We start from the raw sequence: 25,931 nt of genomic DNA on the forward strand, positions 1-25,931 counted from the left end.
CGGTCCGGTGTGCCTGGACGTGGCGGATTCCAGGTCGGCTCATTTGGCCCCCTTGTAATGAGCATGACGCCTCGAACACCATGACCCGCGCACGTCACGCATGCCCGTTCCGCCCGTTCCGCACAACCTGCACACGGCGTACGAGGAGACCACACGTGGCACAAAGCACCAGACGACGATCCTTACGAGCGGCCATCGCCGCCCTCAGTTCCGTCCTGCTCTTACCCCTCGGCGCGGGCGTCGCCGCGGCCGCGCCGGCGGCGGACCATCGCGCCGGCGGCCCCACCCCCAGCGCGGCCGAGCGCAAGATCGAGCCCAAGCTGCGCGCCCAGCTCGACGACTCCGCGAAGGCCGTCTTCTGGGTCTATCTCGACAGCGCCGCCGACCTCTCCGCCGCGGGCAGGCAGAAGACCCGCGCGGCGAAGGCGGAAACGGTTCTGCGCGCCAAGAAGGACCACGCCGCGCGCAGCCAGGCCGAGGTCGTCAAGGCCCTGGACGGCGCGAAGGCCGAGTACACCTCGTACTGGATCGTCAACGCGGTCCGCGTCGTCGGCAGCGAGAAGCTCGCCGGCACGCTGGCCCAGCGTCCCGAGGTCTCCCGGATCGACGCCGACGACAAGGTCACCCTCCCCAAGCCCGCCGAGGGCAAGCGGGAGAAGGCCGCCGCCGACGCCGTCGAATGGAACATCGACCGCATCAAGGCCCCCCAGGTGTGGGACCAGCTCGGTGTGCGCGGCGAGGGCATCGTCGTCGCCAACATCGACAGCGGCGTGGACTACACCCACCCGGCGGTGAACAACCAGTACCGGGGCAAGGGCGCCGACGGCTCCTACGACCACAACTACAACTGGTTCGACCCGGGCGGCGTCTGCGCCTCGGCAGCGCCCTGTGACAACAACGACCACGGCACCCACACCATGGGCACGATGGTCGGCGACGACGGCGGCGCCAACAAGATCGGTGTCGCACCCGGCGCCAAGTGGATCGCCGCCAAGGGCTGCGAGACCGGCTCCTGCTCCGAGGCCTCCCTCCTCGCCTCCGGGCAGTGGATCGTCGCCCCGACCGACCTGAACGGGCAGAACCCGCGCCCCGACCTCGCCCCCCACGTCGTGAACAACTCCTGGGGCAGCGCGGCGCACGACGACTGGTACCAGCAGATCGTCGACACCTGGCGCGCCGCCGGCATCTTCCCGGCCTTCTCCAACGGGAACTCCGGCCCGAGCTGCGCCACCAGCGGTTCGCCCGGCGACTACGCGAGCTCCTACAGCTCCGGCGCCTTCGACATCAACAACGCCATCGCCCCGTTCTCCTCGCGCGGCGCGGGCCCCGGCGGCATCGTCAAGCCGAACATCTCGGCGCCCGGCGTGAACGTCCGCTCCTCCGTCCCCGGCGGCGGGTACGAGGCCTTCTCCGGCACCTCGATGGCCTCCCCGCACACCGCGGCCACCGTGGCCCTGCTCTGGTCCGCCGCGCCCGCCCTCGAAGGCGACGTCGCGCAGACCGAGTCGCTGCTGGACGGCACCGCGCTGGACACCGACAGCAGCCAGTGCGGCGGCAACGCCGCCGACAACAACGTCTTCGGCGAGGGCCGCCTCGACGCGCTGGCCGCAGTGGGCGCCGCCCCGCGCGGGGCGATCGGCGCCCTCGGCGGCACCGTGCGCGCCGGCGGCGAGCCGGTCGCGGGCGTGAAGATCACCGCCGACGGCCCCATCGACCGTACGGTGACCACGGCCGCCGACGGCTCGTACCGCTTCGGCTCCCTGTCCGTCGGCGAGTACACGCTGACCGCCTCGAAGTTCGGCTACGGGCAGCAGACCTCGACGGCGACGGTGACCGAGAACGCCACCGCCACCGGCGACTTCACCCTCACCCAGGCCGCCTCCGGCAAGCTGACCGGCACGGTGTCCTCGGCCGCCGGACCCGCCGCGGGCGCCGTCGTCACCATCGCGGACACCCCGGTGACCGCGACCGCCGACGCGCAGGGCCGCTTCGAGGTCACGCTGCCGCACGGCTCGTACGACGTGAACGCGACCCACTCCTCCCGCTGCCTCACCGGCGGCACGGCGAAGGTCACCGTCGCCGGGGACGCCACGGTCGCGGTCAGCCTGCCCGAGCGCACCGACTCCTACGGCTACGCCTGTGCCATCGCGAGCGGCGGCCCGTACGCGGCCGGGGACCGGCAGCTCGCGCTGACCGGCGACAACACCACCGAGCGCGTGGCCCTGCCCTTCCCGCTGCCGCTGTACGGAAAGACGTACGGCCAGGCGTGGATCGGCACCAACGGCACCGTCAGCTTCGGCGGCAACAACACCGGTGACATCAACGGCGACCTCCCGAGCACGGCCACGCCCAACGCGGCCCTGTACCCGTTCTGGGACGACCTGGTCGTCGGCGCCGCGGGCAGCGGCTCGGGCGTCTTCACGGCCGTCACCGGCACCGCCCCGCACCGGCAGTACGTGATCGAGTGGCGCGACGTCGCGCACTGGTCGGCGCAGGCCGACAAGTTCTCCTTCTCGGCGGCCATCGGCGAGGACGGCACCGTCACCTACCACTACAAGGGCACCGGCGGCACCGGCATCAAGGGCGGCTCCACGGCCACCGTCGGCGTGGAGAACGCCACCGGCACCGACGCCTTCAAGTACTCCTTCAACACCCCGGTCATCACGGACGGCCTCTCCATCGGCTTCCGGACCACCAAGAGCGGCGTGGTCACCGGCCGGGTGCTCGACGCCAACGACGGCAAGGGCGTCGAAGGCGCCACGGTGACCGTCGGCACGGGCGACTCCGCGGTCTCCGCCACCACGGCCGCGGACGGCGCCTACGTCGTCCAGAGCCCGTCCGGCTCGCGGGCGCTCTCGCTGACCGCCGCCCAGTACGAGTCCGCCTCGGCCACGGTCGACATCAAGGCGGCCGACGTCACCTCGGTGACGCGCTCCCTGCGCACCGGCAAGGTCACCGCCGCGACGCAGGCGGTGGAGGTCGTCCTCCCCGCGGACCAGAAGCGGACCCGCACCCTCGACCTCACCAACCCGGGCCTCGGCACGGACTTCACGGTGACCGAGGACGCGGCCTGGCTGACGGCCACCCCGGGCACCGGCAGCCTGCCGACCGGCGGCAAGGCCGCCCTCGCCCTGGCCGTCGACACGACGGGCCTGGCCGCCGGGACCGTCCTGACGGCCGACCTGAAGATAACCTCGGCCAGCGGCCGCGCGCCGGTGCTCACGGTGCCGGTCAAGGTCGTGGTCCCGCGCTACCAGGTCGCCGTGGACGCGGGCTCCGACTACCCGGCCACGGACGCGCTCGGGGACAGCTGGTCCCCGGACCGCAAGTACAAGGCCGGCTCGTACGGCTACCAGGGGAACGCCTCGGTGCAGTCCACCGGTCGCACCATCGCCGGCACGGACGACCAGCGGCTGTTCCGCAACGCCCGTGAGGGCATGTACGAGTACCGCTTCGACAACGTCCCGAACGGCACCTACACGGTGGAGCTGGGCTTCGCGGAGCTCTCCTCCACCAAGCCGAACAAGCGCGTCTTCGACGTGATGGCCGAGGGCACGCAGGTGCTGCCGTCCCTGGACATCTCGCTGGAGGCGGGCACGTACAAGGCCCTGAACCGTACGTACACGGTCACGGTCACGGACGGGGTCCTCAACGTCCGCTTCGTCACGCACAGCGGGTTCGGCAAGCCCCTGCTGAACACCCTGCGGGTGACGGACCGGCCCGACAAGAGCTAGCCGGCCGCCGACCGCCGGTCAGCGGCACGGGGCGGGGCGTCTTTTGGCGCCCCGCCCCTTCGCCGTTCCACCGCCGGTACCGGCATCCGGGTGGCCGGGCCCGGACTCCGCCGCGACGTGCGCGGGCGGGGCCGTCCGGCGTGGTTAGCGTCGTTGACCATGACGCCTGACAGCGACGAGGCCCTGCACGCGAAGGTGAACGCCGCCGACCCGGGGGCCGTCTGGGCGCTCGGCGGACCCGACGGGGTCCTGGCCGGGTCCGGTAACGACCCGTACGGTATCGACCCGTCCGGTAACGCCCCGTCCGGCGACGGCTCGTGTGGCGACGGCCCGTGTGGCGACGGCTCGTCCGGCAACGGCCCCTCCGGCGACGGTCCCGGTGCCGAAGTCGTCCGCGACGTCGGGGCGCTCGCGCCCGTGGTGGCCGTGTGGCCCGTGCTCGGGAGTCTCGTGGCCCGGGGCGAGCTGTCCCTGCACACCCCGATCGAGGCCCACGGGCCCACCGCCCACCAGCTGCTCACCCGCGGGGCCGGCGAGGGCGTGCCCGCGCTGACGCGGCTCGTCGAGCAGCTCTGCGGCGGCCCGCTCGGCGACTGCGCCACCGAGCTGATCTGGCGCCCCCTGGGGATGACGCGCACCGGCCACGACCTCGACGGAACCCTGCGCGCGCCCCTCGCCGACCTCGGCCGGTTCCTGGCCCACCTGCTCTCCCCGGCGGACCACCCCGTCCCCCGGGCGTGGACCGCCGAGTCCCTGCGCATCCGCACCGGCGAGCTCACCCCCGCCCGGGGCCTGCTCTGGCACCCCGGCCCGTACGGCGTCTGGTCGTACGGCGAAGGCCCGGCCCTGTGGATCTCCCCCCGGCTGAGCCGCTGGGCCGTGCTGCTCCCGGCCGGCCCCGGCCCCGCGCCCGCCTCCCTCCGTACCGCCTTCCGCGAGGCCGTGTTCGCGTCAACCGCCGCTCAGGCGGGCGCTGTTGTGCGATCGTGACGCCCATGGAGAAGATCCGGGGCAAGGGGCGTGACGTACCCGAACCGCAGAGCCCGTGGGACGAGATCTCCCCGGGCCTGTGGATGGGCGGGCACGTGTGGACCGATCCCGCCGGGGAACTGCGGCCGGTCGTGGTGGCGGACGAGTTCGACCTGGTCATCAGCCTCTTCACCCGTTCCGGCCACGGCCCCGGCCCGGACGCCGAGCACCTGGTGGCGCTGATGCCCGACGCCGCCCTGACGGCCGGCCAGCTCCACACCGTGCGGCGGCTCGCGCGGGCCGCCTCGGGCGCCCTCGACGCGGGCCGCACGATCCTGGTGCGCTGCCACTCGGGCTACAACCGCTCCGGGCTCGTCGTCGCCCAGTGCCTGATGGAACGGGGCCTCGCCGCGGCCGACGCCATCGCCCTCGTCCGCCGCCGGCGCTCCCCGTGGGCCCTGCACAACGCGACGTTCACCGCCTATCTGGCCGCCGGGCTGGACGTGGCCGCCCGGCTCACGGAGCTCGACCCGCTCCCGTAGCGGGCGAAGCGGGCGGACACCCCCAGCGCCCCCGGGGCGCGGACCTCCCAAGATCGACGTACGGTGATCCCGTTGTCACCCACCGTTGATTTCCGGCTGCGCGGAGGTACAGGGATGCGTACGGTCCAGGAGGCCGCTCCCGAGGGCGCCGACAGGGTGGTCCCGGCATGACCGGGTCCGGTCCGGGGCGGGCGGTCGTCGCCCCGTACGCGCCGCGGGCCCGCGCCGGGCGGGCCGCGTCCGTGCGGGCGCTCGCCGCCCGGGCCCTGCCCGGGTTCGCCCGCCCGCGCGCGGCCGACACGTACGCCGCCGCCCTGCGCGAGCTGCGCGCCCGCCACGGCGGCGCACCCGTCCTCGTCCGCGGGCCGTCCGGTCCGGTCCTCGTCCTCCTCGACCCGCAGGACATGCGCCGGTTCTACGCCGAGCCCGCGAGCGCCCTCGCCCCGGACCCGTGCGAGGCCGCCGGGGAGCGGCGCCGGATCAACGCCGAGGTGCTGGCCGCCGACGCGCCCGTGCACCCGTCCTGCGGGCCGTTCCTCGCCGCCGTCGCCGAGGAGGCCCGGCTGCTGACGGCCTCCGACACCCTGCGCCTGGCCCGCGCCCGCCGCGCGGTCGCCCGCGCCGGACGCCGGATCGTGCTCGGGGAGGCGGCCGCCGGGGACGAGGAACTCACAGGCTGGCTGCGCCGGCTGCGGGGCGAGGGCGACGGGATGGGGCCGCGCCCCACCCGGGCCCGGGCCGAGCGCGCCGTCCAGGAGCGGGCCACCGCCCGGATCGCGCAGTACGCCGCCTACGCCGAGCCGCACACCCTCGTCGGACGGGCCCGCCGGAGCATGGCGGAGCCGGCCGGAGCGGTGCGGGCGGCCGCCGCGGCCGGTCCGGGTGAACTCGCCGCGCAGGCGCGCCGCTGGCTGCTCGCCATGGACACCCTCCCGGCGACGCTGCTGCGCACGCTGCTGCTCCTCGGCGCCCATCCCGGCGAACAGGACGCGGCCGCCGCCGAGGCCCGCGCGGGCAGTGGCGGACGGGGCGAACTGCCCCGGCTGCGGGCCTGCGTACGGGAATCCCTGAGGCTCTACCCGGTGGTGCCCGACCTGATCCGGGTCACCCGGGCCGCGACCGAATGGCGGGGTGTGCGCTACCCCGCCGGGACCTCCGTCCTGCTGCCCGCGCTCTTCCACCAGCGCGACCCCGAACACGTACCGGCCGCGCACGCGTTCGTGCCGTGCCGGTGGACCGACCGGGGAGCCGACCGGGACATCCGGATGGCCCCGTTCGGCCACGGCGCGGGCCGCTGCCCCGGCGATCAGCTCGGGCTGCTGGTCACCGCCGCGCTCTGCGCCGAGGTGCTGCGCGGCCACCGGGTCGCCGGGACCCGGCCGGTCCTCGACCCGTTGGGGCCCCTGCCCGCGACCCTGGACCCGCAGGGCATCCGGCTCATGCTCACCCGCCGCTGACGACCCGCGAGGAACCCATGCCCGACGCCGTGACGTCCCTCCCCACCGAACCGGACGTCGACCAGCTCGACGCCCTGTGCCGGGAGCTCGCCGAGGCCGCGGACGCGGTCGGCGAGGCGGCCCGGTACGCCTCCGAACTGGCCCTCGGGAGCCGTCTGCCGGTCTCGGCGCTGGGGTGGGGCGGCCGGGGCGGCCGCGGGAGCGGGCAACGGCTCGCCTGGCGGACCCTGCTGCGCACCCTCACCGACCCGGCGGGGCTGGGCTGGGCGTTGCGCGGGCGGGGCGTGGCCGGGGCCGGGCGGCTCGCCGGGGTCCTCGCGGGCCGGGAGAGCCTGGCGATCAGCATCGCCGTCTGCGGACTGAGGGCCAGGATCCGGGCGGCGCGCGCCGGGTTCCCCGGGCCGCCGGCGGACCCGGACGCCGCCGCGATCCTGGCGGCGGTCGGGGAGGGCCGGCAGGCGGACGCGGTCCGGACGTTCCGCGCGGTCATGCGCGAGCGGGGCGCCGAGCACGCGTTCGGGATGCTGACCCCGTCCTTCGCGGACATCCTGGCCTGGAACGCGCTGACCGACGGGAACCCGTTCAACGACCACGCCGGGTGGCAGGTGGCCACCGGCCGGGCGATGGCCGCCGAGCCGCTGCTCGGCCTCGGCGCCGCCTGCCGGGCCCTGTTCGACCGGGACCGCGGCGCCCGGGACCGCGGCGACCAGGACCTCGGCCGGGAGGTCTCCGCGCCGTGAACACCCCGCCCCGGCGGTCTCCGCCCGGCCCGTGCTCCCTGGAGGGGCCCGTGACCCACCTTCCCGAAGCCCCCCGCCGCCACCCGCACCCGCCCGGTCCGGCCGAGTGGCTGCGCGGGCACGCGACCGCCCTGCGCGCGCACGCCGCGCGGCTGCGGCTGGCCGCCGCCGAACTGGACTGGGAGGGACCGGAGGCGGAGGCCTTCCGCGCGGAAGTCTCCGCCCTGGCGCTGCGGTGTGCCACCGCGGCGGACGGCCTCCGCCTGACGGCGTCGCGGCTCGGGCCGGGAACCCGGCCGCACCGGCCGACGTACAAGAGGTTCTGAATCCGGCGCGGGCCCTACAGGACGAGGGAGAGCAGGAGCACGAAGCCCAGGCCGCACACGGAGATGATGGTCTCCATCACCGACCAGGTCTTCAGGGTCTGGCCCACGGTCATCCCGAAGTACTCCTTCACCAGCCAGAATCCGGCGTCGTTGACGTGGCTGAAGAACAGCGAGCCCGCCCCGACGGCGAGGACCAGCAAGGCGGTCTCGGTGGTCGACATGCCCGCCGCGAGCGGGGCCACCAGGCCGGCCGCCGAGATGGTGGCCACCGTCGCCGAGCCCGTGGCCAGCCGGATGGCCACGGCGATCAGCCAGGCCAGCAGCAGGGTCGGTATCGCCCAGCTCTGCGACAGCTCCAGGATCATCTGGCCGACACCGGCGTCGATCAGGGTCTGCTTGAAACCGCCGCCCGCGCCCACGATCAGCAGGATGCCGGCGATCGGCGCGAGGGACTTCTCCACCGTCACCGAGATCCGCTCCCGGGTGAAGCCGGCGGCCCGGCCCAGCGTGAACATGCCCACCAGCACCGCCGCGAGGAGCGCGATCAGCGGGGAGCCCGCGACGTCCGTGACCCGCTGCACCGCGTTGGCGGGGTCGTTGACCACGATGTCGACCAACGCCTTGACCAGCATCAGCGCCACCGGCAGCAGCACGGTGAAGACCGTCGCCCCGAACCGGGGGCGGTGCGCCGGCTCGGCCGACGGGCGCTGCGGCGCCATGTGTTCGGGGGCCGGGATGTCCACCCAGCGCGCCGCGTACCGGGAGAACAGCGGCCCCGCGATGATCACCGTGGGGAGGGCGACGAGCACGCCGAGGGCGAGGGTGACGCCCAGGTTCGCGTGCAGCGCGTCGATGGCGACGAGCGGGCCGGGGTGCGGCGGGATCAGGCCGTGCATCACCGAGAGGCCGGCGAGCGCGGGGATGCCGATCCGCATCAGGGAGTAGTTGCCGCGCTTGGCCACCAGCAGCACCACCGGGATCAGCAGCACGATGCCGACCTCGAAGAAGAGCGGCAGTCCGATCACGGAGGCGATCAGCACCATCGCCCACGGCATGGCGCGGCCCTTGGCCTTGGCCAGGATGGTGTCCACGATCTCGTCCGCGCCGCCGGAATCGGCGAGGAGCTTGCCGAGGATCGCACCGAGGGCGATGAGTACGCCCACGCCCGCGACGGTCGCGCCCAGCCCGGCGGTGAAGCTGGTGATGGTCTTGGCCAGTGGGGCGCCCGCGAACACGCCGAGGGCGAGCGAGCCGACGGTCAGGGCCAGGAAGGCGTGCAGCTTCAGCCGGCTGATGAGCAGGACGATGACGGCTATGCCGCCGAGGACGGCTATGCCCAGTTGCGCGTTGCCGGCCGAGGTGATCGGCTCGGTGGCGGCCGCTGCCAGAGTCTCGACGCTGAGACTGGTCACGGTGACGGTTCCTCAGTTCTGGGGGACGGGGAGCCGGCGGAGCGCGGCGAGCGCCCGTTCGGTGATCTCTTCGGGGGTTCCGGACACGTCGACGGCCACACCGAGTTCGTCCGGCGCGAGCGGTTCGAGGGTGGCGAACTGCGAGTCGAGCAGCGCGGCGGGCATGAAATGGCCCGTGCGGGCGGCCATGCGTTCCTCGATCAGCGGGCGCTCGCCGGTGAGGTGGACGAAGACCGCCCCGGGGGCGCAGGTGCGCAGCCGGTCGCGGTAGACGCGCTTGAGGGACGAGGCCGCGACCACGCCGCCCCCTCGGCCGGCCCGATCGCGGATCCACTCGCCGACGGCGTCGAGCCAGGGCCACCGGTCGGCGTCGTCGAGGGGGGTGCCCGCCGACATCTTGGCGACGTTGGCCGCCGGGTGGAAGGCGTCGCCCTCCGCGTACGGCAGGCCGAGCGCGTCCGCGAGCAGCCGGCCCACGGTCGTCTTGCCCGTGCCAGCCACGCCCATCACCACGATGACGCGCTGGGTGACCACGTCGTACCTCACTGTCCTGCTCGTCGCTGTCGTCGTTGACATCGGTCTGGTGTGGCACCACTGAAGCGCATTAAGTAGTACTTATTCATGAGTCGAAGGTAAAACATCACACCTTTAGTTGGGCTGGGCGTCACCGTACGCTTACGCCATGACCACCGAAGGCCTCCACATCCGTGTACTGGACACCCTCGGCCTCGCGATCACGGCGGGGGAGAACCCGCCCGGCAGCGTGCTGCGCACCGACGAGATCGCCGAGCGGTTCGGGGCCTCGCGGACCGTCGTGCGGGAAGTGGTCCGGGTGCTGGAATCGATGCAACTGGTCGAGTCGCGCCGCCGGGTCGGCGTCACCGTGCGCCCCGCCGAGGAGTGGAACGTCTACGACCCGCAGGTCATCCGGTGGCGGCTGGCCGGCGCCGACCGGCCGCGCCAGCTGCGCTCCCTGACGGTGCTGCGCTCGGCGATCGAGCCGGTCGCGGCCGGCCTCGCGGCCGCCCGGGCCACCGCCGAGCAGTGCGCCGAACTCACCGAGGCGGCCCTCGGCATGGTCCGCACCTCGCGCGGCCACCAGCTGGAGGGCTACCTGCGCCACGACATCGCCTTCCACCGCATCGTGCTGAACGCCTCCGGCAACGAGATGTTCGCCCGGCTCGGCGACGTCGTCGCCGAGGTCCTCACAGGCCGCACGCAGCACGCGGTGATGTTCGACGACCCCGACCCGGCCGCCGTCACCCTCCACGTCCGGGTCGCCGAGGCGATCCGCGAGGGCGACGCGGTGCGCGCGCAGGCCCTGACCGGCGAGATCGCGGCAGGCGCCCTCGACGAACTCGACGTCCTGGCCCCGACTGCCCAGACCGCCGCGACTGCCCATGGTGAACCGGCCGCGCCTTAGGTAGCCACGCGGGGGCCGGCGCCGGCTCGGGACTCCGCGAACCGGAGGTGGCCGGCGCTGTGGGATGGTGGTGCCATGACGTTGGAGGACCTCGTCCGGCTGCGCCGGGCACGGGATCGGATGGACCGCGAGTACGCCGAGCCGCTGGACGTGCCGGCGCTGGCGCGCTACGCGCTCATGTCACCGGGGCACTTCTCCCGCAGCTTCCGCGCCGCCTTCGGGGAGACGCCGTACAGCTACCTGATGACGCGCCGGATCGAGCGGGCCAAGGCGCTGCTGCGGCGGGGTGACCTGTCGGTGACCGAGGTCTGCTTCGCGGTGGGCTGTACCTCGCTCGGATCGTTCAGCTCGCGGTTCACCGAGCTGGTCGGTGAGAGTCCGAGCGCCTACCGGGCCCGCAGCCACGACGACGGCGCCGCAATCCCGGCCTGCGTCGCCAAGATCCACACGCGCCCGGTCAAGGGTGGGGAAGCGAAACCGGCCCCCCGCCCTTAGCGTGAAACGCATGGAAATCAACCTTTCCCAGTGCTTCATCGCCGTCGACGACCACGACAAGGCACTCGCCTTCTACCGCGACGTCCTCGGCCTGGAGGTGCGCAACGACGTCGGGTTCGAGGGCATGCGCTGGGTGACCGTCGGCGCCCCGGCGCAGCCGGACGTCGCGATCGTCCTCGAACCGCCCCTCGCCAACCCGAACGCCTCGCCCGCCGACAAGCAGGCGATGGCAGAGCTGCTGGCCAAGGGCATGCTGCGCGGAGTGATCTTCTCCACCGACGACGTCGACGCCGCCTTCGCGCGCATCCGCGACGCCGGCGGCGAAGTGCTCCAGGAACCGGTGGACCAGCCGTACGGCGTCCGCGACTGCGCGTTCCGCGATCCCTCCGGCAACATGCTGCGCTTCAACCAGGTACGCGCGTAACGACCGGTACGGAGAGCGATGAGCAGGACCACCAAGACCACGCCGTCGTCGCCCGCGCCGCACGACCTGATCCGGGTGCACGGCGCACGCGTGAACAACCTCAAGGACGTCAGCGTCGCGATCCCCAAGCGCAAGCTGACCGTGTTCACCGGTGTCTCCGGCTCCGGCAAGAGCTCGCTGGTCTTCGACACGATCGCCGCGGAGTCGCAGCGGCTGATCAACGAGACGTACAGCGCCTTCGTCCAGGGCTTCATGCCCACGCTGGCGCGCCCCGAGGTGGACGTACTCGAAGGGCTGACCACCGCGATCATCGTCGACCAGCAGCGGCTGGGCGCCGACCCCCGCTCCACGGTCGGCACCGCCACCGACGCCAACGCGATGCTCCGCATCCTCTTCAGCCGCCTCGGCACACCACACATCGGCCCGCCCAGCGCGTACGCCTTCAACGTCCCCTCGGTCAGGGCGAGCGGTGCGATCACCGTCGAGCGCGGCGCCGGGAAGACGGTCAAGGCGACCTTCAACCGCACCGGCGGCATGTGCGCCCGCTGCGAAGGCCGCGGCGCCGTCTCCGACATCGACCTCACCCAGCTCTACGACGCCTCCAAGTCGATCGCCGAGGGCGCCTTCACCATCCCCGGTTGGAAGTCGGACAACGTCTGGACCGTGGGGATCTACGCCGAGTCGGGCTTCCTCGACCCGAACAAGCCGATCGCCCGGTTCACCAAGAGGGAGATGCAGGACTTCCTCTACCGCGAACCCACCAAGGTGAAGGTCAACGGGGTCAACCTCACCTACGAGGGGCTGGTCCCGAAGATCCAGAAGTCGTTCCTGTCGAAGGACAAGGAGGCGATGCAGCCGCACATCCGGGCGTTCGTGGAGCGGGCGGTCACCTTCACCACCTGCCCCGAGTGCGACGGGACCCGGCTCGCCGAGGGCGCCCGGTCGTCGAAGATCAAGCGGATCAGCATCGCCGACGCCTGCGCCATGCAGATCAGCGACCTGGCCGAATGGGTCCGCGGCCTGCGGGAGCCCTCGGTGGCGCCGCTGCTCGCCGCGCTGCGCCAGACCCTCGACTCGTTCGTGGAGATCGGCCTCGGCTACCTCGCGCTCGACCGGCCGTCGGGCACGCTGTCGGGCGGCGAGGCGCAGCGCGTCAAGATGATCCGCCACCTCGGCTCCTCGCTCACCGACGTCACCTACGTCTTCGACGAGCCCACCATCGGCCTGCACCCCCACGACATCCAGCGGATGAACGACCTGCTGCTGCGGCTGCGCGACAAGGGCAACACGGTCCTCGTCGTGGAGCACAAGCCGGAGACCATCGCGATCGCCGACCACGTCGTCGACCTCGGCCCCGGCGCCGGCACCGGCGGCGGCACCGTCTGCTTCGAGGGCACCGTCGAGGGGCTGCGGGCCGGCGGCACCATCACCGGCCGCCACTTCGACGACCGGTCCGTCCTCAAGGACACGGTGCGCGAGCCCACCGGCACCCTGGAGATCCGCGGCGCGACGGCGAACAACCTGCGCGAGGTCGACGTCGACATCCCGCTCGGGGTGCTCGCCGTCGTCACCGGTGTCGCGGGCTCCGGCAAGAGCTCGCTCGTGCACGGGTCGATCCCGGCCGGGGAGGGCGTGGTGTCGATCGACCAGGGTGCGATCCGCGGGTCCAGGCGGAGCAACCCGGCGACGTACACGGGGCTGCTCGACCCGGTCCGCAAGGCGTTCGCCAAGGCCAACGGCGTCAAGCCGGCGCTGTTCAGCGCCAATTCCGAGGGCGCCTGCCCCACCTGCAACGGCGCCGGCGTCATCTACACCGACCTGGCGATGATGGCCGGCGTCGCCACCACCTGCGAGGACTGCGAGGGCAAGCGGTTCCAGGCGGCGGTACTGGACTACCACCTCGGCGGCCGCGACATCAGCGAGGTGCTGGCGATGCCGGTGACCGAGGCCGAGGAGTTCTTCGGCGCGGGCGAGGCGAGCACGCCGGCCGCGCACCGCATCCTCGGCCGGCTCGCCGACGTCGGGCTCGGCTACCTGAGCCTCGGCCAGCCGCTCACCACCCTGTCCGGCGGCGAGCGGCAGCGGCTCAAGCTGGCCACGCACATGGCCGAGAAGGGCGGGATCTACGTCCTCGACGAGCCGACCGCCGGCCTGCACCTCGCCGACGTCGAGCAGTTGCTCGGGCTGCTCGACCGGCTGGTGGACTCCGGCAAGTCGGTCATCGTCGTCGAGCACCACCAGGCGGTGATGGCGCACGCCGACTGGATCATCGACCTCGGCCCCGGCGCCGGGCACGACGGCGGCCGGGTCGTCTTCGAGGGCACGCCCGCCGATCTCGTCGCCGCCCGGGCCACGCTGACGGGGGAGCACCTCGCGGCGTACGTCGGCGCGCGGCCGGGGTCCCGGGCCGGGTCCCGGGCCAGGGGCTCCCGCAGGGGTCAGGCGTCCGGGAAGCCCGCGAAGTAGGCGGCGGCCGTCTTCGCCCGGAGACACGGGTTGTCCATGGCCCGCCGGCCCCAGCCCGGTCTCCCGCGGCCCGCGCAGCGTCCCGGCCCGGGCCTCTCGTCCGGCGGTGTCGTGGCGGCGACCGCCCCCCGCCCCGAACCCGCCCGGAATCCGACCGTCCTCGACCGCCCCGCGACCGGACTCCGACCCGTCGGCACCGGAGCATGGAGGAAGAGGGCCGGATCCGGCTTGTAGGGGTGACACGCGCGGTGCGATCCTTCCGCCATGTCGCTCACACAACTGCCCGATCACGGGGCGGTCCTCGCGGAGGTGAGGGAAGTGCGGCGGGCCGGGATCGTCCGACTGCGTGAGCTCAGGCTTCCTGTGCTCACCGGCATGTCGGTCGGTCCGGGGGAGGGGAGCCCCGGAGAGCCGCGCTTCCCCGCCGTCGAGCGGCTGCTGCGCACCGCCGTGGCCGCGATGGGCGGCGGGACCCTCCAGGAGGCCGCCGAGTACAGCCTCGGGCTGGCTCAGGGGACCCGGGACTGGCCGCCCGCCGACCGGCGCCGACGGGCCGCGCAGGTCTACGGCGTCAGCGTGGAGCGGTTCCGCAAGAACCAGGAGCTGATGGTGCTCGGCCAGGTCGCCGAGCAGCTCGTACGCCTCGCCTCCGGCGCCGCGGAGCAGACCGCGGCGGACCGCCCTACCGCCCCGGCCGGCGCCGAACCGTCCGTGCGGCCGCGCCCGCTCACCCCCAGCCACCACCGGATGCCCGTGCGCGCCGGAGGCCACGACCGCCAGGTCACCCTGCACGTGCACGCCGTGGACCTGCTGCGCGACATCGACGTGGTCGTCTCCCCGTCCAACACCCACCTCGCCCTGCCCGAGCCCTACAAGTCCTCCGTCGCCGCATCCCTGCGCCGCGCCGGCGCCGTCCGCGACCCGGCCGGGCGGCTCGTCGAGGACCGCGTCCGCGACGAACTCCGCGCCTGGACCGACCGGTTCACCGCGCCCGGACTGCCCGTCGCACCCGGCACCGTGGCCCCGACCGACGCCGGAGCCCTCGCCTGGCAGGGCATCCGCCGGATCTACCACGCCGCCGTGGCCGTGCCCCGCCCCGGCACCAACGACTACGACGTGCAGCCCGCCGACGTCACCCGGGCCGTCACCCGCGTGTTCGCCCTCCTCGCCGAGGAGAACGGCCGGTCCGCCGACGCCGGCCGGCCCCCGCTCAGGTCGCTCTGCCTGCCCCTGCTGGGAGCCGGACGCGGCGGGCTCACCGCGACCGAGAGCTTCGCCGCCGTCTGGGCCGCCGTCGAGGCCGAACTGGCGCGGGGCGGCGACTGGGACGTCCACTTCCTCGTCCGGCGGCCCGAACGGGCCCTGCTCGTGGCAGAGTTACTGGCTCCCACCGAGGAACACGGCCCGTGAACGGAAACCTGACGTGACCAACCCCGCCCATCACGCCGACCCGGCGGGCCCGGCGAACCCCTACGCGAGGCTCGCCGCCGCGGCCGCCGAATGGGACGAGCTGCACCCCCGGCTGGCCCCCGAGGCCCTGCGCCAACTCGCGCTGCTGCTCGCCGCGTTGCGGATCGCCGACCCGGAGGCGGCCGAGCGCGCCGCGCTGCTGGCCGCCCGGCTGCTGGGCGAGCAGCTGCCCGACCGGTTCCCCGGCGAGAGCCGCCTGACCGCGACCCCGGCGCCCACCGACGCCGTCACCGCCGGCCATCTCGGCTTCAGCGCCGAGGACCTGGCCGTCCTCGTCCTCGACGGCCACCGCATGGTCGGCCCGGTGCTCGGCGAGGTCCGCGAACGTCTGCTCGCCGCGCCCTCCCTCGGTGACGCCGAAGCCCTGGAGGGCGGATGCGACCCGTACGCCCCTGGTCTCATCCGGCTGCACGGCGCCGGCGGAGTCATCCGGCTCCCCGCCTTCCAGTTCGCCGCCGACGGCCGGGCCCGCCCGCTGGTCCGCGAGGTGAACGCCCTGTTGGACGCGGACCACGACCCCTGGGGCGCTGCGGACTGGTGGCTCTCCCCGAACGGCTGGCTGGACGGCGTACCGGCACGGCTGCTCGGCACCCCGCAGGAACAACGCCTCGTCTCCGCCGCAGAGTTACTGACCGAGGGGGAGTAGGACGTGCCCAACTACCGGCCGCCCGCCGAGCCGGGCGGGACCCCGGCCAAGGTGACCCTCGCCGCCGGCACCCCGCTGTACCGGGTGCACTCCTCCCGGCGCGGCGCGGACTCCTTCAACCCCGTGCCCTCCCACTGCCTCTACGGGGGCGGGCGGTTCGACTCCACCTCCTGCGACGTGTACGGGCACCTCTATGCCGGGCTCACCCCCGAAGCGGCGGTCAGCGAGACCGTGCTGCACTCGCTCCCCTTCGACCCGTCGGGCGGGGCGCGCCTCGTGCCCCGGGTGTCCGTCACGGGCCGCCGGCTGTCCGTGCTGCGGCTCACGGCCGCCGCGGACGTGGTCTCGCTCGTCACCGGGCAGGACCTGGCCGCCGTCCACCAGGACAGCTGGCTCGTGCAGGCGGAGGCCCGCGACTACCCGTACACCAGGGACTGGGCGCACTGGATCCGCCGCCACACCGACCCCTGGGCGCAGGGGTTCCTCTGGTCCTCGAAACGTGAGCCCGGCGAGCGGGCGCTGGTCCTGTTCGCCGACCGCTGCCCGCCCGGCCTGCTCGCCGAAACGGCAGACGCGCCCGTCGACTTCGCCACCCCCGAGGGGCGGCGCTGGCTCGACCAGGCCCTGCTTCCGTACCACGCGCGACTCGCGCCGTAAGGGGGACGACGACCAGTGGACCAGGGCCAGCCCGACCAGCCCGCCGCGTGGCGGGCCGACCGCGACGCCGTCATGGCCGGCCTCGCCGCCCTCCCGTCCGGTGATCCGCGCGCCCGCGAACTGTGCGGGCGGGCGGGGGACTTGAGCTATCTGCTGTACGGGGCGCACGGCGATCCGGAGGACCGGGAGCTCGCCGCCGAGGCCTTCGCACACGCCTTCCGGGGCGCCGGACCCCAGGACGGGCCCGACTGGCCGCTCCGGCGGGTCAGGTACGCCCACCTGCTCGGCCTGCGCCACGACGAACAGCCGGGCCCGGAGCTGCTGGAGCGCTTCCACGACCTGGCGGAGCGGGGCCTGGCCGGTCTGCCGGACGACCCGGACCTCGACGGCGCGGCCTCCGTCGCCCGCCGGCTGCTCGCCTTCGCCACCAAGACCCGCTACGAGGCGGCCGAGGACGACCGGGAACTCCTCGACGCGGCCCTGTACCGCAACCAGAACGCCCTCGACCATGCGGAGGCCGGCGACGCCGACCTCCACGCCGCCCTGGGCTACCTGTGGCTGCGCCACGGCGTGCTCGGCGGCGGCGCGCCCTCGTTCGCCAACTCGGTCCGGTACTACACCCTGGTCGTCGGGGCCCGGGACGGGGCGGCGACGGATCCCGCTCCGCTCCTGCGCCAGAGCAGGGCCATGGCGCTGGCCCTGCAGGGGTACCACACCATGGACCGGGCCATGCTGGAGGAGGCCCGCGAGGAAACGGCCGCCGCGCTGGCCGACGTACGCGCGCAGGGCGGCCCGCCGCCGCAGTGGGTGCGCGACGCGGACCTGCGGATCACCTTCATCCGCACGGTGATCGCCGTCAACTGGCAGGACGAGGCGCAGGGCGCCCTCGCCGAGGCGGACCTCGCGGCCCTCGTCGCGGGACCGCGGGACATGGACGGGCTGGCCGTGCTCCAGCTCGACACGTTCGGCCGGCTGCTCTGCGCGCGGGGCATGGTCCAGGACCGGCCGAACCTGCTGGACCGGGGCATCGAGATGCTCACCCGGGCGCTGGACCGGTGGCAGCCGGAACGGGACGGCAAGCCCACCCGGGCGGCGCTGGCTCTCGGCATCGGCCAGAGCCTGCGCCACGACAGCTCACCCGAGCCCGAGCGGCTTCGCGCCGCTGTCCGCGCGCTGCGCCTCGCCCTCCCGGACGAGGAACTCACCGCCCAGGAGCGTGACTACGCCCTCATGATCCTCATGGACGCGCAGATGCGGCTGCCGGAGGACGGGCCGCCCGACATCGCGCCGCAGGAGGTGAACCGCATATTCCGCCAGTTGCTGGACGGCGTCCAGAGCGGGACCGCCCTCGACTTCGGGTCCGACAACCTGATGCTGGCCGACACCCCGGAGGCCCGGCGGCGCTGGGAGAGCCGGATCGGCCCGTTCTACCGGAAGTGGCAGACACTCGAACCGGGGAGCCGGGAGCAGGCGGAGACCGCGGCCATGTTCCTCGGCGCCATCCACATGATCGACCCGCACGGCGACCGGTTCGGCGAGGACCGCGAGGCGGAGGTGACGCGGGTCGTCGAGGAATACGCCCGACAGCACCCCGAGTGGCGGGCGCGCGGGCACGCCCTCCTCGGCATGCGACGGCTCAGCCAGGGCATCTCCGGCGATCCGGGGCGCCTCGCCGAGGCGCAGGAGCATTTCGCGGCTGCCCGCGAGGCGGGCCTGGACGACCCCTGGATCGCCTACGCGCAGCAGACGGCGCTCGCCATGGGGGAGCAGTACAGCGGGGCCACCGGCGGGTTCGCCACCGCGGTGGACAACTGGGTGGGCATGACGGACGCCCTGGAACTGTCACCCCGGCTGCGCCTCCAGTGGAGGTGCCAGCAGGGCACCGCGCAGACCCTCATCGCCGCCAAACGCGGCGATCTCGGCGCCGCCGACCGGCATCTGGCCGAGGTCGCCGAGGCCGTCGCGGAGCTGCCGCGCGACGACCTGGCCTGGATCGAGGTCTGGGCCCAGTTCGAGACCGCCCGCGTCGCCCGGGAGGACCTGGCGCACCGGGCCGGCGCCCCGCGGACCAAGCCGCCCGCCGGTCGCCCGTCGGCCGCGGAACTGCGGGCCAAGGCCGCCACGTACCCGCGCCCGGTCCGCGCCAACCTGCTCGGTGACATCGGTACCGCGTGGATGCGCGACTTCCTCCAGCCCGCCGACCTCCCGCGACTGAGGGAAGCGCTGGCGCTCGTCGAGGAGGCGCGGGAACTGAGCAAGGAGGGCAGCGAATCCCGGGTGCGCTTCACCTCCACCGCGGGCACCCTCTACTGCACCCTGGCCATGGCCGCCCCGCAGGTCGCCGGCCGCATCGTCGACCGCCAGGCGCTCCGGGACCTGGAGCGGGCGATCGTGCTCCTCCAAGGCGCCGTCGACCTCATGGGCGGTCCCGAGCACCGGCTCTGGGCGTACACCGCCTTCCCCCTCGGCCGCGCCTACCGGGCGCGCCCCCACGCCTCCCGCGCCGACCGCGAGACCGGCCGCCGGCTCGGCATGGACTCCCTGCGCGGCTACGTGTGGGCCGCGCTGCTCCAGTCCGGTACGCACGACGCGGCCGACGCGGTCCGGCTGGCCGGCGAGAACTCCGAGGAAGTGGTCCGCTGGTGCCTGGCCGACGGCGCCCTGGAGGAGGCCGTCCAGGCCCTCGACGCCTGCCGGGGCCTGGTCCTGCACACGGCGACGACCAGCCGCTCCGTCCCCGACCTGCTCGCCGCGGCCGGCCGGGAGGACCTCGCCGGGGCGTGGCGGGGCGCGGGGGCCGAGGCGGACGCCGTCCCCACGGCCCTGCGCCGCGAAGTGCTGGCGGTCCTCGCCGCCGCGGCGGGCTCCCTGCTCGACCCGCCCGGCGCGGCCGAGATCGGCGAACGGCTGCGCTCCCTGCGCAAGGACGCCCTCGTCTACCTCGTCCCCGCCTCCTTCCTCGGTCCCGGCAGCGCCCTCGTCGTCACCGCCGGGGGCGACATCCACGCCGTGCCGCTGCCGAGGCTCACCGAGGACGCCGCACCGCTGCGCGACTACGTCCCCGGTACCCGCACCGGACGCGACCTGGGGCCGGTACCCGGCTGGGACGCCCCCGGCGCGGCCCAGGGCGCCGGGCCCGGGCGGCTCCCGCTGCGCGAGCAGCTCGACCGGCTGTGCTCCTGGGCCTGGTACGCCGCCGTCCGGCCGCTGTTCGACCTCTTCGCCGTGCCCGACCGGCCGGGCCGGGTGGCCCGGCTGGTCCTGCTGCCCATGGGCTCGCTCGGCCTGGTCCCCTGGCACGCCGCCTGGAGCGAGGACGGGAGCGGCCGCCGCCGGCACGCCATCGAGGAGGCGGAGATCTCGTACGCCCCCTCCGCGCGGCTGCTCTGCGAGGTCGCGGCACGCCCGCACCACCCGCACACCGAGACCGCCCTGATCGTCGGCAACCCGACGGGAGACCTGCACTACGCGGGCGAGGAGGCCGACGCCGTGCAGCGCGCCTTCTACCCCGGCGGCCGCCTCCTCGGCCTGAGCACCGGGGACGGCACCCCGCAGCAGGTGGCCGAATGGCTGCGGCGCGAGGGCGATGAAGGGGCCGTCCTGCACCTCGCCTGCCACGGCACGGTCGCCGAGAACCGGCCCCGCAGCTCCTACCTCTCCCTCAAGGGCGGCGAGTTGACCGCCGAGGAACTGGCCGACTCGCTCCCCGGCCGGCTCGGGCTCGTCGTCCTCGCCGCCTGCCGCAGCCAGGTCTCCGGGCGCGGGCACAACGAGGCGTACAGCCTGGCCTCGGCGTTCCTGGTGGCCGGCACCCGGTCCGTGATCGGCTCACTGTGGCCGGTGCCGGACGAGGCGACCTCCGTGCTGATGTTCATGACCCACCACTTCCTGCGCCGCGAACAGGAGCCGCCCGCCCGGGCGTTGCGGCGCGCGCAGCTGTGGGTGCTGGATCCGGACCGGGCCGTGCCGCCGGAGCTGCCACCGGTCCTCGCCGACCGGCTGGCGGACCTGGATCCCCGCGATCTCAGCGCCTGGGCGGGATTCACGCACCTGGGGCAGTGAGGGTCCCCCGCCCGGGGTTCCTCAGCCGGGGAACACCGTGCGCAGCGCCACCGTGCGCGTCGCCCACTGGCCCGGCCCACCCCCGTGCACCGGGCCCACGTCCCGGCCGCCCGTCGCACTCCCGGGCGGCGCGGTCAGCCGCAGCAGGCCGTCTGCCAAGTCGCCGCGCCGCCCCGCTTCCTCCGGCGTCCACGCGTCCGGATCCCAGGAGGCGAGGTGGAACGGCACGGTGTTCAACTCGTCCTCCGTCACGATGAGTTTCAGCCAGTCCCGGACACTGGCCCCCGGCCCGGTGCGCCGCGCCGCGGGCAGGCTCAGCTGCACGGGCGCCCCGTCGAGCGCGTACCCGGTGCCCCCCGGCCCGATGAACTGGCCGGGGAACAGCGAGGACCCGGCGCCGAACCGGTCGTTGAGGTCCAGCAGCACGCACCACAGCACCCGGTGCCCGGTGTTGCGCAGCCGTACGGACACCCACGGCTCGCGCGGGCCGTCGTACTCCCGGACGATCTCACCGTTCCCGTCCGGTACGAGCGGGCGCGCGCCCTCGTCGCCCCACGGCAGGATCTCCACCCGGACGTGCCCGCCCAGCGGCGAGAGCCCCGCGTCGAGGTCGCGGATCCGGTACCAGCGCGCCAGCCGGGTCAGGCAGTCCCCGAGGCGGGCCGCGTCCGCCGCCCCGGCCATCGGGAGCGGGGCCACGTACGGCGATCCGTCGCGCCGCAGTACGTGGGCCCGCGCGTCCCGCACCTCGACGCGCAGCAGCGGCGCCGCCCGCTCCGCCTCCGCGGAGGCCTCGGGCACCTCGCGCAGCAGCGGGGAGGCGGGCAGCGCCGCCCGCCCGCCGGAGAACACCACGGCCGCCGGGGGCAGGGCCAGGGCCGACAGCGCCACCGGGTACACCGCCTCAGGGTCCGGAGTCCAGCCGTCCGGCTCGACCAGGGTGCGGTCCGCGGCCACCTCCTGGGCCCGTACGAGGCCCGCCGGCGCGGTGAACTCCGTTCCGGCCCCGCCGGTCAGCCCGTGCGCCCGGCCGCAGTCCACCTCCCAGCCATCCGGGCCGTGCCTGAGCAGGTGGGGGCTCGGCGTGCGGGCCGCCCCGCCCAGCAGCGGCCGGTCCGCGAGCCCGCCGGGCTCGGCCGGGAAGAGCACCGGGTACTGGCCCTCCAGCCGCCGCCGCACCCGGGCGTGGGCCTCGGCGAGCAGTTCCCGGCCGGTCGCCGCGGGCCCGGCGCGGTACAGGGCGTCGACCAGGGCCCGGGAGAACACGCCGTGGACGCCCGGACCACCGGCGCCGCCGCCGTCCGGGGCCACCCCGGCTTCGGGGAACACGCACTCGTAGGAGACTTGCCCCAGCCGGCTCGCCGCCAGCAACAGGTGCGCCGGCCGGGTGTCGGGCCCGCTCGCGTCCCGCCCCGCCGGCGCCGGGCGCCAGTGGGGCGACGGGGGCAGGTACCGGGCGCGCGCCCCCTTCTCGCGGGTGGCGCCGCCGGAGAAGCAGCAGTCCAGAACCGCAACCACCTGTGCGCCGCCCGCCGCCGCCCCGTCGAGCAGCGGGCCCAGCCGCTTGTCCGGCAGCGGCCCGTCGGCGCAGACAAGCGCCTGGCAGCGCCCGGTCGGCTCGACCGCCAGCTCCTGCGCGGTCAGCGCCGCGTACTGCGTACCGTGCCCGGAGAACCAGAACAACGCGGTGTCACCGGGGCCGGCCTGCCCGAGGTGGGAGCGGATCGCCTCCTCCACCGCCGCGGCCGTGGCAGCGCCCTCCAGCAGGGTCCGCACCTCCAGCCGGCCGGGCGCCCGGCGCTCCAGGGCGGCGCGCGCCGCGGCCACGTCGTTCAGACAACCCCTCAGATCCGCCCGGTCGGTACCGCCGTACGCGTTGATGCCCACCAGCAGGGCGTAAACCTTCCCCATGGCACCAGTCTGCGGGCGCCCGGCCCGTCCCACTGGCCGAAAACCGGTCGGATCGCGGGCGCTTCCGGGTCACCATTGGCTCGAATCCGCTGAACGGTCGCATGATTGACTCAACGTCACTAGCCTGCGTGCTCCGCTCATGAAATCCGGGGGAGACCATGGGATACATCGAGCGTCCGCGCCGCGTCGTGCGACCGGCGCAGGACCTCCACACCACAGCCGGACCCGAGCCGGGGGTCAAAGGCGCCGCCGCTGCCCCCGGCCGCCTCGCCGACCGCCTGCGCAATCGGTCTCCGGAGCTGCTGGGGGCCATCTCCCGGCTCGACGCCGGCCTCGACGACACGGCCCGCCGGCAGCTCGCCGACTGGATCCGCGAGCACTACGAGGCCGAACACCACAGCGCCCCGGTCGGGTACGTCGCCAAGTGCTGGCTCGGCCCGCCGTACGTGGACCACGTCCTCGACCTCTTCGGCACCATCCTCACGCACTTCACCCCTGGTGATGTGATGCCCGCGCCGTACGGCGAGGCCAGGATGCTGGCGCGCAACGCCAGTTACGCCTGCGTCGAGGTCTACTCCGACGGGCTCGTGCTGCCCGTCCTGACGAACGGGTCGGTCGTACGGCCCAGCGGACGATCGGGGAACCAGCAGTGACGGAAACGGACTACGCCCTCCACAGAAAGGTCGCCGAGGTCAGCCGCCTCGTCGTCCAGGTCGCCGAACAGGTCGGCCACGTCTCCGGCCAGGTCACCGCCGTCGAGGCCGGGACCCAGCAGACCCGCACCGAACTCCAGCAACTGCGCGACGAGTTCCGGGCGTTCGTCGACCAGGCCAGGCTGACGGCGGCGCTGCAACGCGCGGAGACCAAGGTCGGCGTCATCCAGGACCAGCTCGACCACGAGTTCGGGCACCACAAGGTGGTCCGGCGCACCGCCGTGGGCATGCTCCAGGCCTTCGACATCGGCCTCGTTGCCGAGGACACCGTCCGCATGGTCGGCGACCAGCTGATGCTCCAGACCCCGCGCTACTGGCTCGCGCCGGCGCTCGTCGCACTCGCCGCCTGGTCCTCCGACGACCCCCAGCTGTGCGAACGCGCCGTACAGGAGTCCTTCCGCCGCTCCCCGGACCGGACCTCGCTCTTCTTCGCGCTCGTCCTGCGCCGCCAGGGGCGGCACGCCGAGTCGACCCGCTGGCTGCGCCACTACCTGATGGCGCAGGACCCGGCCGCCCTCGGCCGCGAGTTCGCCGTCATCCTGGAGTCGGTCGCCCAGGGCGCGTTCGGCGCGGCCGGCCGCGCCATGCTCCGGGACACCATGGACGAATGGCACGGGCTGCTCGCGGGCGACGAGGGTGCCCAGGACGCCCAGATCGAGCGGTGGCGCGCCGAGATCGGCACGCTCTGCCCGACCGTGACCGGCGACGAGTTCCCGTTCCTCCACCGGGTGTCACCGCAGTGGCCCCAGCTCGCCCAGGTACTCTCCGCGGCCCGCATGCAGCAGGCCGTCCTCGACAAGTACACGGCGATCACGGACGCCGAGCACCACCCGTCGAGCCGGATCGAGGACGCCGTCGACGACATCCTCGACCGGCTGGTCTCCGAGTACGACAACGAGGAACTGCCGCTGCGCCGCGACCTCGCCTACCAGGAGGCGGTCGTCGCCCACGACGGGGACACCACCCGGGCGCGGGCCGACGCGGACGCCGACTCCGCCTCGTACGACGTGACCCTCGACTACCTGACCGTACAGAGCACGGCCGCGCTCAACCCGTCCGCGATCGGCACGTCGCAGGCCACCCGGCGGCTCGCCGTCGCCGCCTGCCGGGACTGGTTCCACCACGCCCACCAGGCCATCTCCGCCGACTACCGGGCGGCCGTGCCGCAGGACGTGTGGGCCCGCTTCGACGCCACCTACCCGATCGGCTCGCAGAGCTTCACGCTGCCCCAGTGGGGCGGTTCCTTCCGCACCCCGCTGCCCGAGCTCCAGCAGGACCTCGGCGCCCACTGGGACAAGCACACCGCCCCGTTCATCGCCGCGCTCGGCTACCGGTACGCGGGCAAGGTGGCGGTGGCCGTACTCGTCGCCGTGCTCGGCCTGTTCATCGGCAACGCCGTCGGCAGCCCCGCCGCGGCGGTCGTGATCCCGCTGCTGGTCGCCGCCGTCGCCGCCCTCGTGATCAATCAGGGCGCGAGCAAGGCCCGCCAGGCGCAGAACAGCGCACGGGTGCTGCTCGGTGAGGCCAAACGGGACGCCCTGCACCAACTGGCCGGAGCCTCGGCCGATCTGACGACCTGGCAGAACGCCTACGCCGAGGCCGACGCCGTCGAGGGCCGGGTACGGGAGTTCATCGCCTCGCTGTCCACCGCGGCCGACGGCAACTCGCCGTTCGGCGGACGCACCGTACCCCGGGAAGGAAAGCCGGCATGACCACGCCCAGCCCCGAGCAGGGACCACCGTCGCGACGGCTGTGGGCCGCCGGCACCGGACCCGCCGAGGAACGCACCACATCCCGCCTGCGCCGCATCGTGGAGGGGCTGCCCGAATGGTCCCCGCTGCCCCCCGGCGAACAGCTCGTCCGGCGCCCCGGCGCCAACCGGAGGCAATCCTGAACACGCTCTGGGGCCACGGCGGTGACTACCAGACCTGGACCGACCACCTGCGCCGCTGGGCCGAGGAAGGGGCGGCGGGCACCGGGGACGCCGCCGCCCGGCTGCCGCGGCTGCGGCCCGAGGACTTCCACCACGAGACCTGGGTCCGGCTCGTCAACCAGCTCACCGAGGCCGTCAGCCGCCGCCTCCAGGCCTGCGCGGACAGCCTCACCGGCGCACTCGCCGAAGCGGCCGACGAGTTCGCCGCGGGCCGGGCCCTGGTCCAGTCCCGCCCCGGCTTCGACGCCGTCCGGGCACTGGCCTCGCACCCCTCGCTGCCCGAGGACGTGCGTACGCGGCTGCGCAAGCTGGTCGACGACCAGATCGAGGGCCTCCAGCGGCAGTTGGAGGAACAGCTGGAGCGCGCCGTACGCCGGGGAACCGACCGGACGTGGGCCGAGGAGCGCCGCCGCACCCTGCGCGACAATCCGCTGACCACGGCGTCCGCCGCCGCCGGGGCGGGCGCCACCGCCCCGGCCGCCGCGCCCGCCCCGGGCGGCTGGTCGTACGACCCGGCCACGCCGACCCGCCGCCGCGTCATCACCGACTGA

At 74.4% G+C, this 25,931-nt stretch carries 20 protein-coding genes and 1 pseudogene; 18 read left to right on the forward strand and 3 right to left on the reverse strand.

The annotated features are described in order from the left end of the window. Positions 1-155 precede the first annotated feature (155 nt). The 6 genes from OG982_RS29280 (at position 156) to OG982_RS29305 (ending at position 7,768) form a co-directional block, all read left to right on the forward strand. Entirely contained in the window at positions 156-3,734 is a 3,579-nt protein-coding gene (locus OG982_RS29280) for a S8 family serine peptidase (protein WP_266949794.1), read from the forward strand. Positions 3,735-3,893: 159 nt separating this feature from the next. After that, complete coding sequence (locus OG982_RS29285; protein WP_266949796.1) at positions 3,894-4,724, forward strand: hypothetical protein; 831 nt, start codon at positions 3,894-3,896, stop codon at positions 4,722-4,724. A 5-nt stretch (positions 4,725-4,729) separates the two neighbouring features. Next, positions 4,730-5,245, forward strand: a complete 516-nt coding sequence (locus OG982_RS29290) for a dual specificity protein phosphatase family protein (RefSeq protein ID WP_266949798.1) — start codon at positions 4,730-4,732, stop codon at positions 5,243-5,245. 167 nt (positions 5,246-5,412) lie between these two features. Next, entirely contained in the window at positions 5,413-6,702 is a 1,290-nt protein-coding gene (locus OG982_RS29295) for a cytochrome P450 (protein WP_266781652.1), read from the forward strand. A gap of 17 nt (positions 6,703-6,719) precedes the next feature. Then, positions 6,720-7,442 (forward strand): hypothetical protein, encoded by a 723-nt coding sequence (locus OG982_RS29300; protein WP_266781650.1) that lies wholly within the window; start codon positions 6,720-6,722, stop codon positions 7,440-7,442. 50 nt (positions 7,443-7,492) lie between these two features. Further along, positions 7,493-7,768, forward strand: coding sequence for a hypothetical protein (locus OG982_RS29305; RefSeq protein ID WP_266949799.1), 276 nt, complete (start codon positions 7,493-7,495; stop codon positions 7,766-7,768). Positions 7,769-7,782: 14 nt separating this feature from the next. On the opposite strand, the gene OG982_RS29310 is transcribed toward OG982_RS29305, so the two are convergent. Both OG982_RS29310 and OG982_RS29315 read right to left on the reverse strand, forming a co-directional pair. Beyond that, positions 7,783-9,180 carry a gluconate:H+ symporter gene (locus tag OG982_RS29310; RefSeq protein WP_266949801.1) on the reverse strand — a complete coding sequence of 466 codons (1,398 nt, stop codon included), beginning with the start codon at positions 9,178-9,180 and terminating at the stop codon, positions 7,783-7,785. Positions 9,181-9,192: 12 nt separating this feature from the next. After that, positions 9,193-9,714, reverse strand: coding sequence for a gluconokinase (locus OG982_RS29315; protein ID WP_266791636.1), 522 nt, complete (start codon positions 9,712-9,714; stop codon positions 9,193-9,195). A 148-nt stretch (positions 9,715-9,862) separates the two neighbouring features. On the opposite strand from OG982_RS29315, the gene OG982_RS29320 reads away from it, so the two are divergent. The 8 genes and pseudogenes from OG982_RS29320 (at position 9,863) to OG982_RS29355 (ending at position 20,823) form a co-directional block, all read left to right on the forward strand. Next, positions 9,863-10,603 carry a FadR/GntR family transcriptional regulator gene (locus OG982_RS29320; protein ID WP_266949803.1) on the forward strand — a complete coding sequence of 247 codons (741 nt, stop codon included), beginning with the start codon at positions 9,863-9,865 and terminating at the stop codon, positions 10,601-10,603. Between the two features lie 75 nt (positions 10,604-10,678). Continuing rightward, entirely contained in the window at positions 10,679-11,098 is a 420-nt protein-coding gene (locus OG982_RS29325) for a helix-turn-helix domain-containing protein (RefSeq protein ID WP_266781643.1), read from the forward strand. Positions 11,099-11,108: 10 nt separating this feature from the next. Then, entirely contained in the window at positions 11,109-11,522 is a 414-nt protein-coding gene (locus OG982_RS29330) for a VOC family protein (RefSeq protein ID WP_266781642.1), read from the forward strand. An 18-nt stretch (positions 11,523-11,540) separates the two neighbouring features. Beyond that, positions 11,541-13,913 (forward strand): annotated as a pseudogene (locus OG982_RS29335) (ATP-binding cassette domain-containing protein); the annotation flags it as partial. A 339-nt stretch (positions 13,914-14,252) separates the two neighbouring features. Beyond that, a complete protein-coding gene (locus OG982_RS29340) occupies positions 14,253-15,398 on the forward strand; it encodes a hypothetical protein (RefSeq protein ID WP_266949805.1) in 1,146 nt (381 codons plus the stop codon). 13 nt (positions 15,399-15,411) lie between these two features. Further along, positions 15,412-16,104, forward strand: a complete 693-nt coding sequence (locus OG982_RS29345; RefSeq protein ID WP_266949807.1) for a hypothetical protein — start codon at positions 15,412-15,414, stop codon at positions 16,102-16,104. A gap of 3 nt (positions 16,105-16,107) precedes the next feature. Further along, positions 16,108-16,761: an RES family NAD+ phosphorylase gene (locus tag OG982_RS29350; protein WP_266949808.1), complete on the forward strand. Its 654-nt coding sequence runs from the start codon at positions 16,108-16,110 to the stop codon at positions 16,759-16,761. A 15-nt stretch (positions 16,762-16,776) separates the two neighbouring features. Continuing rightward, on the forward strand, positions 16,777-20,823 hold the full coding sequence (locus tag OG982_RS29355; RefSeq protein ID WP_266949809.1) for a CHAT domain-containing protein: 4,047 nt from the start codon (positions 16,777-16,779) through the stop codon (positions 20,821-20,823). A gap of 21 nt (positions 20,824-20,844) precedes the next feature. Here OG982_RS29355 and OG982_RS29360 read toward each other — a convergent pair whose 3' ends face one another. Next, positions 20,845-22,734, reverse strand: a complete 1,890-nt coding sequence (locus OG982_RS29360; protein ID WP_266949810.1) for a caspase family protein — start codon at positions 22,732-22,734, stop codon at positions 20,845-20,847. 158 nt (positions 22,735-22,892) lie between these two features. Between OG982_RS29360 and OG982_RS29365 the strand changes: the two genes are divergently transcribed. The 4 genes from OG982_RS29365 to OG982_RS29380 are packed head-to-tail and all read left to right on the forward strand — an operon-like array spanning position 22,893 to position 25,931. Then, the gene (locus tag OG982_RS29365; protein ID WP_266781630.1) at positions 22,893-23,387 is read left to right on the forward strand and encodes a hypothetical protein; all 495 of its coding nucleotides are present in this window, start codon (positions 22,893-22,895) and stop codon (positions 23,385-23,387) included. Next, a complete protein-coding gene (locus OG982_RS29370) occupies positions 23,384-25,159 on the forward strand; it encodes a hypothetical protein (protein ID WP_266949811.1) in 1,776 nt (591 codons plus the stop codon). The genes OG982_RS29365 and OG982_RS29370 overlap by 4 nt, the downstream gene beginning before the upstream one ends. Then, a complete protein-coding gene (locus tag OG982_RS29375) occupies positions 25,156-25,341 on the forward strand; it encodes a hypothetical protein (RefSeq protein ID WP_266781626.1) in 186 nt (61 codons plus the stop codon). Before OG982_RS29370 ends, OG982_RS29375 begins: the two co-directional genes overlap by 4 nt. After that, positions 25,275-25,931: a hypothetical protein gene (locus OG982_RS29380; protein ID WP_266781624.1), complete on the forward strand. Its 657-nt coding sequence runs from the start codon at positions 25,275-25,277 to the stop codon at positions 25,929-25,931. Before OG982_RS29375 ends, OG982_RS29380 begins: the two co-directional genes overlap by 67 nt.

Source organism: Streptomyces sp. NBC_01551, assembly GCF_026339935.1.
GTDB lineage: Bacteria > Actinomycetota > Actinomycetes > Streptomycetales > Streptomycetaceae > Streptomyces.

Coding starts and splice junctions, on each gene's coding strand:
- OG982_RS29380 (WP_266781624.1), top strand. CDS start 25,275: ATGGTCCCCGCTGCCCCCCGGCGAACAGCTCGTCCGGCGCCCCGGCGC.
- OG982_RS29360 (WP_266949810.1), bottom strand. CDS start 22,734: ATGGGGAAGGTTTACGCCCTGCTGGTGGGCATCAACGCGTACGGCGGT.
- OG982_RS29340 (WP_266949805.1), top strand. CDS start 14,253: ATGTCGCTCACACAACTGCCCGATCACGGGGCGGTCCTCGCGGAGGTG.
- OG982_RS29365 (WP_266781630.1), top strand. CDS start 22,893: ATGGGATACATCGAGCGTCCGCGCCGCGTCGTGCGACCGGCGCAGGAC.
- OG982_RS29325 (WP_266781643.1), top strand. CDS start 10,679: ATGACGTTGGAGGACCTCGTCCGGCTGCGCCGGGCACGGGATCGGATG.
- OG982_RS29295 (WP_266781652.1), top strand. CDS start 5,413: ATGACCGGGTCCGGTCCGGGGCGGGCGGTCGTCGCCCCGTACGCGCCG.
- OG982_RS29330 (WP_266781642.1), top strand. CDS start 11,109: ATGGAAATCAACCTTTCCCAGTGCTTCATCGCCGTCGACGACCACGAC.
- OG982_RS29375 (WP_266781626.1), top strand. CDS start 25,156: ATGACCACGCCCAGCCCCGAGCAGGGACCACCGTCGCGACGGCTGTGG.
- OG982_RS29300 (WP_266781650.1), top strand. CDS start 6,720: ATGCCCGACGCCGTGACGTCCCTCCCCACCGAACCGGACGTCGACCAG.
- OG982_RS29285 (WP_266949796.1), top strand. CDS start 3,894: ATGACGCCTGACAGCGACGAGGCCCTGCACGCGAAGGTGAACGCCGCC.
- OG982_RS29290 (WP_266949798.1), top strand. CDS start 4,730: ATGGAGAAGATCCGGGGCAAGGGGCGTGACGTACCCGAACCGCAGAGC.
- OG982_RS29320 (WP_266949803.1), top strand. CDS start 9,863: ATGACCACCGAAGGCCTCCACATCCGTGTACTGGACACCCTCGGCCTC.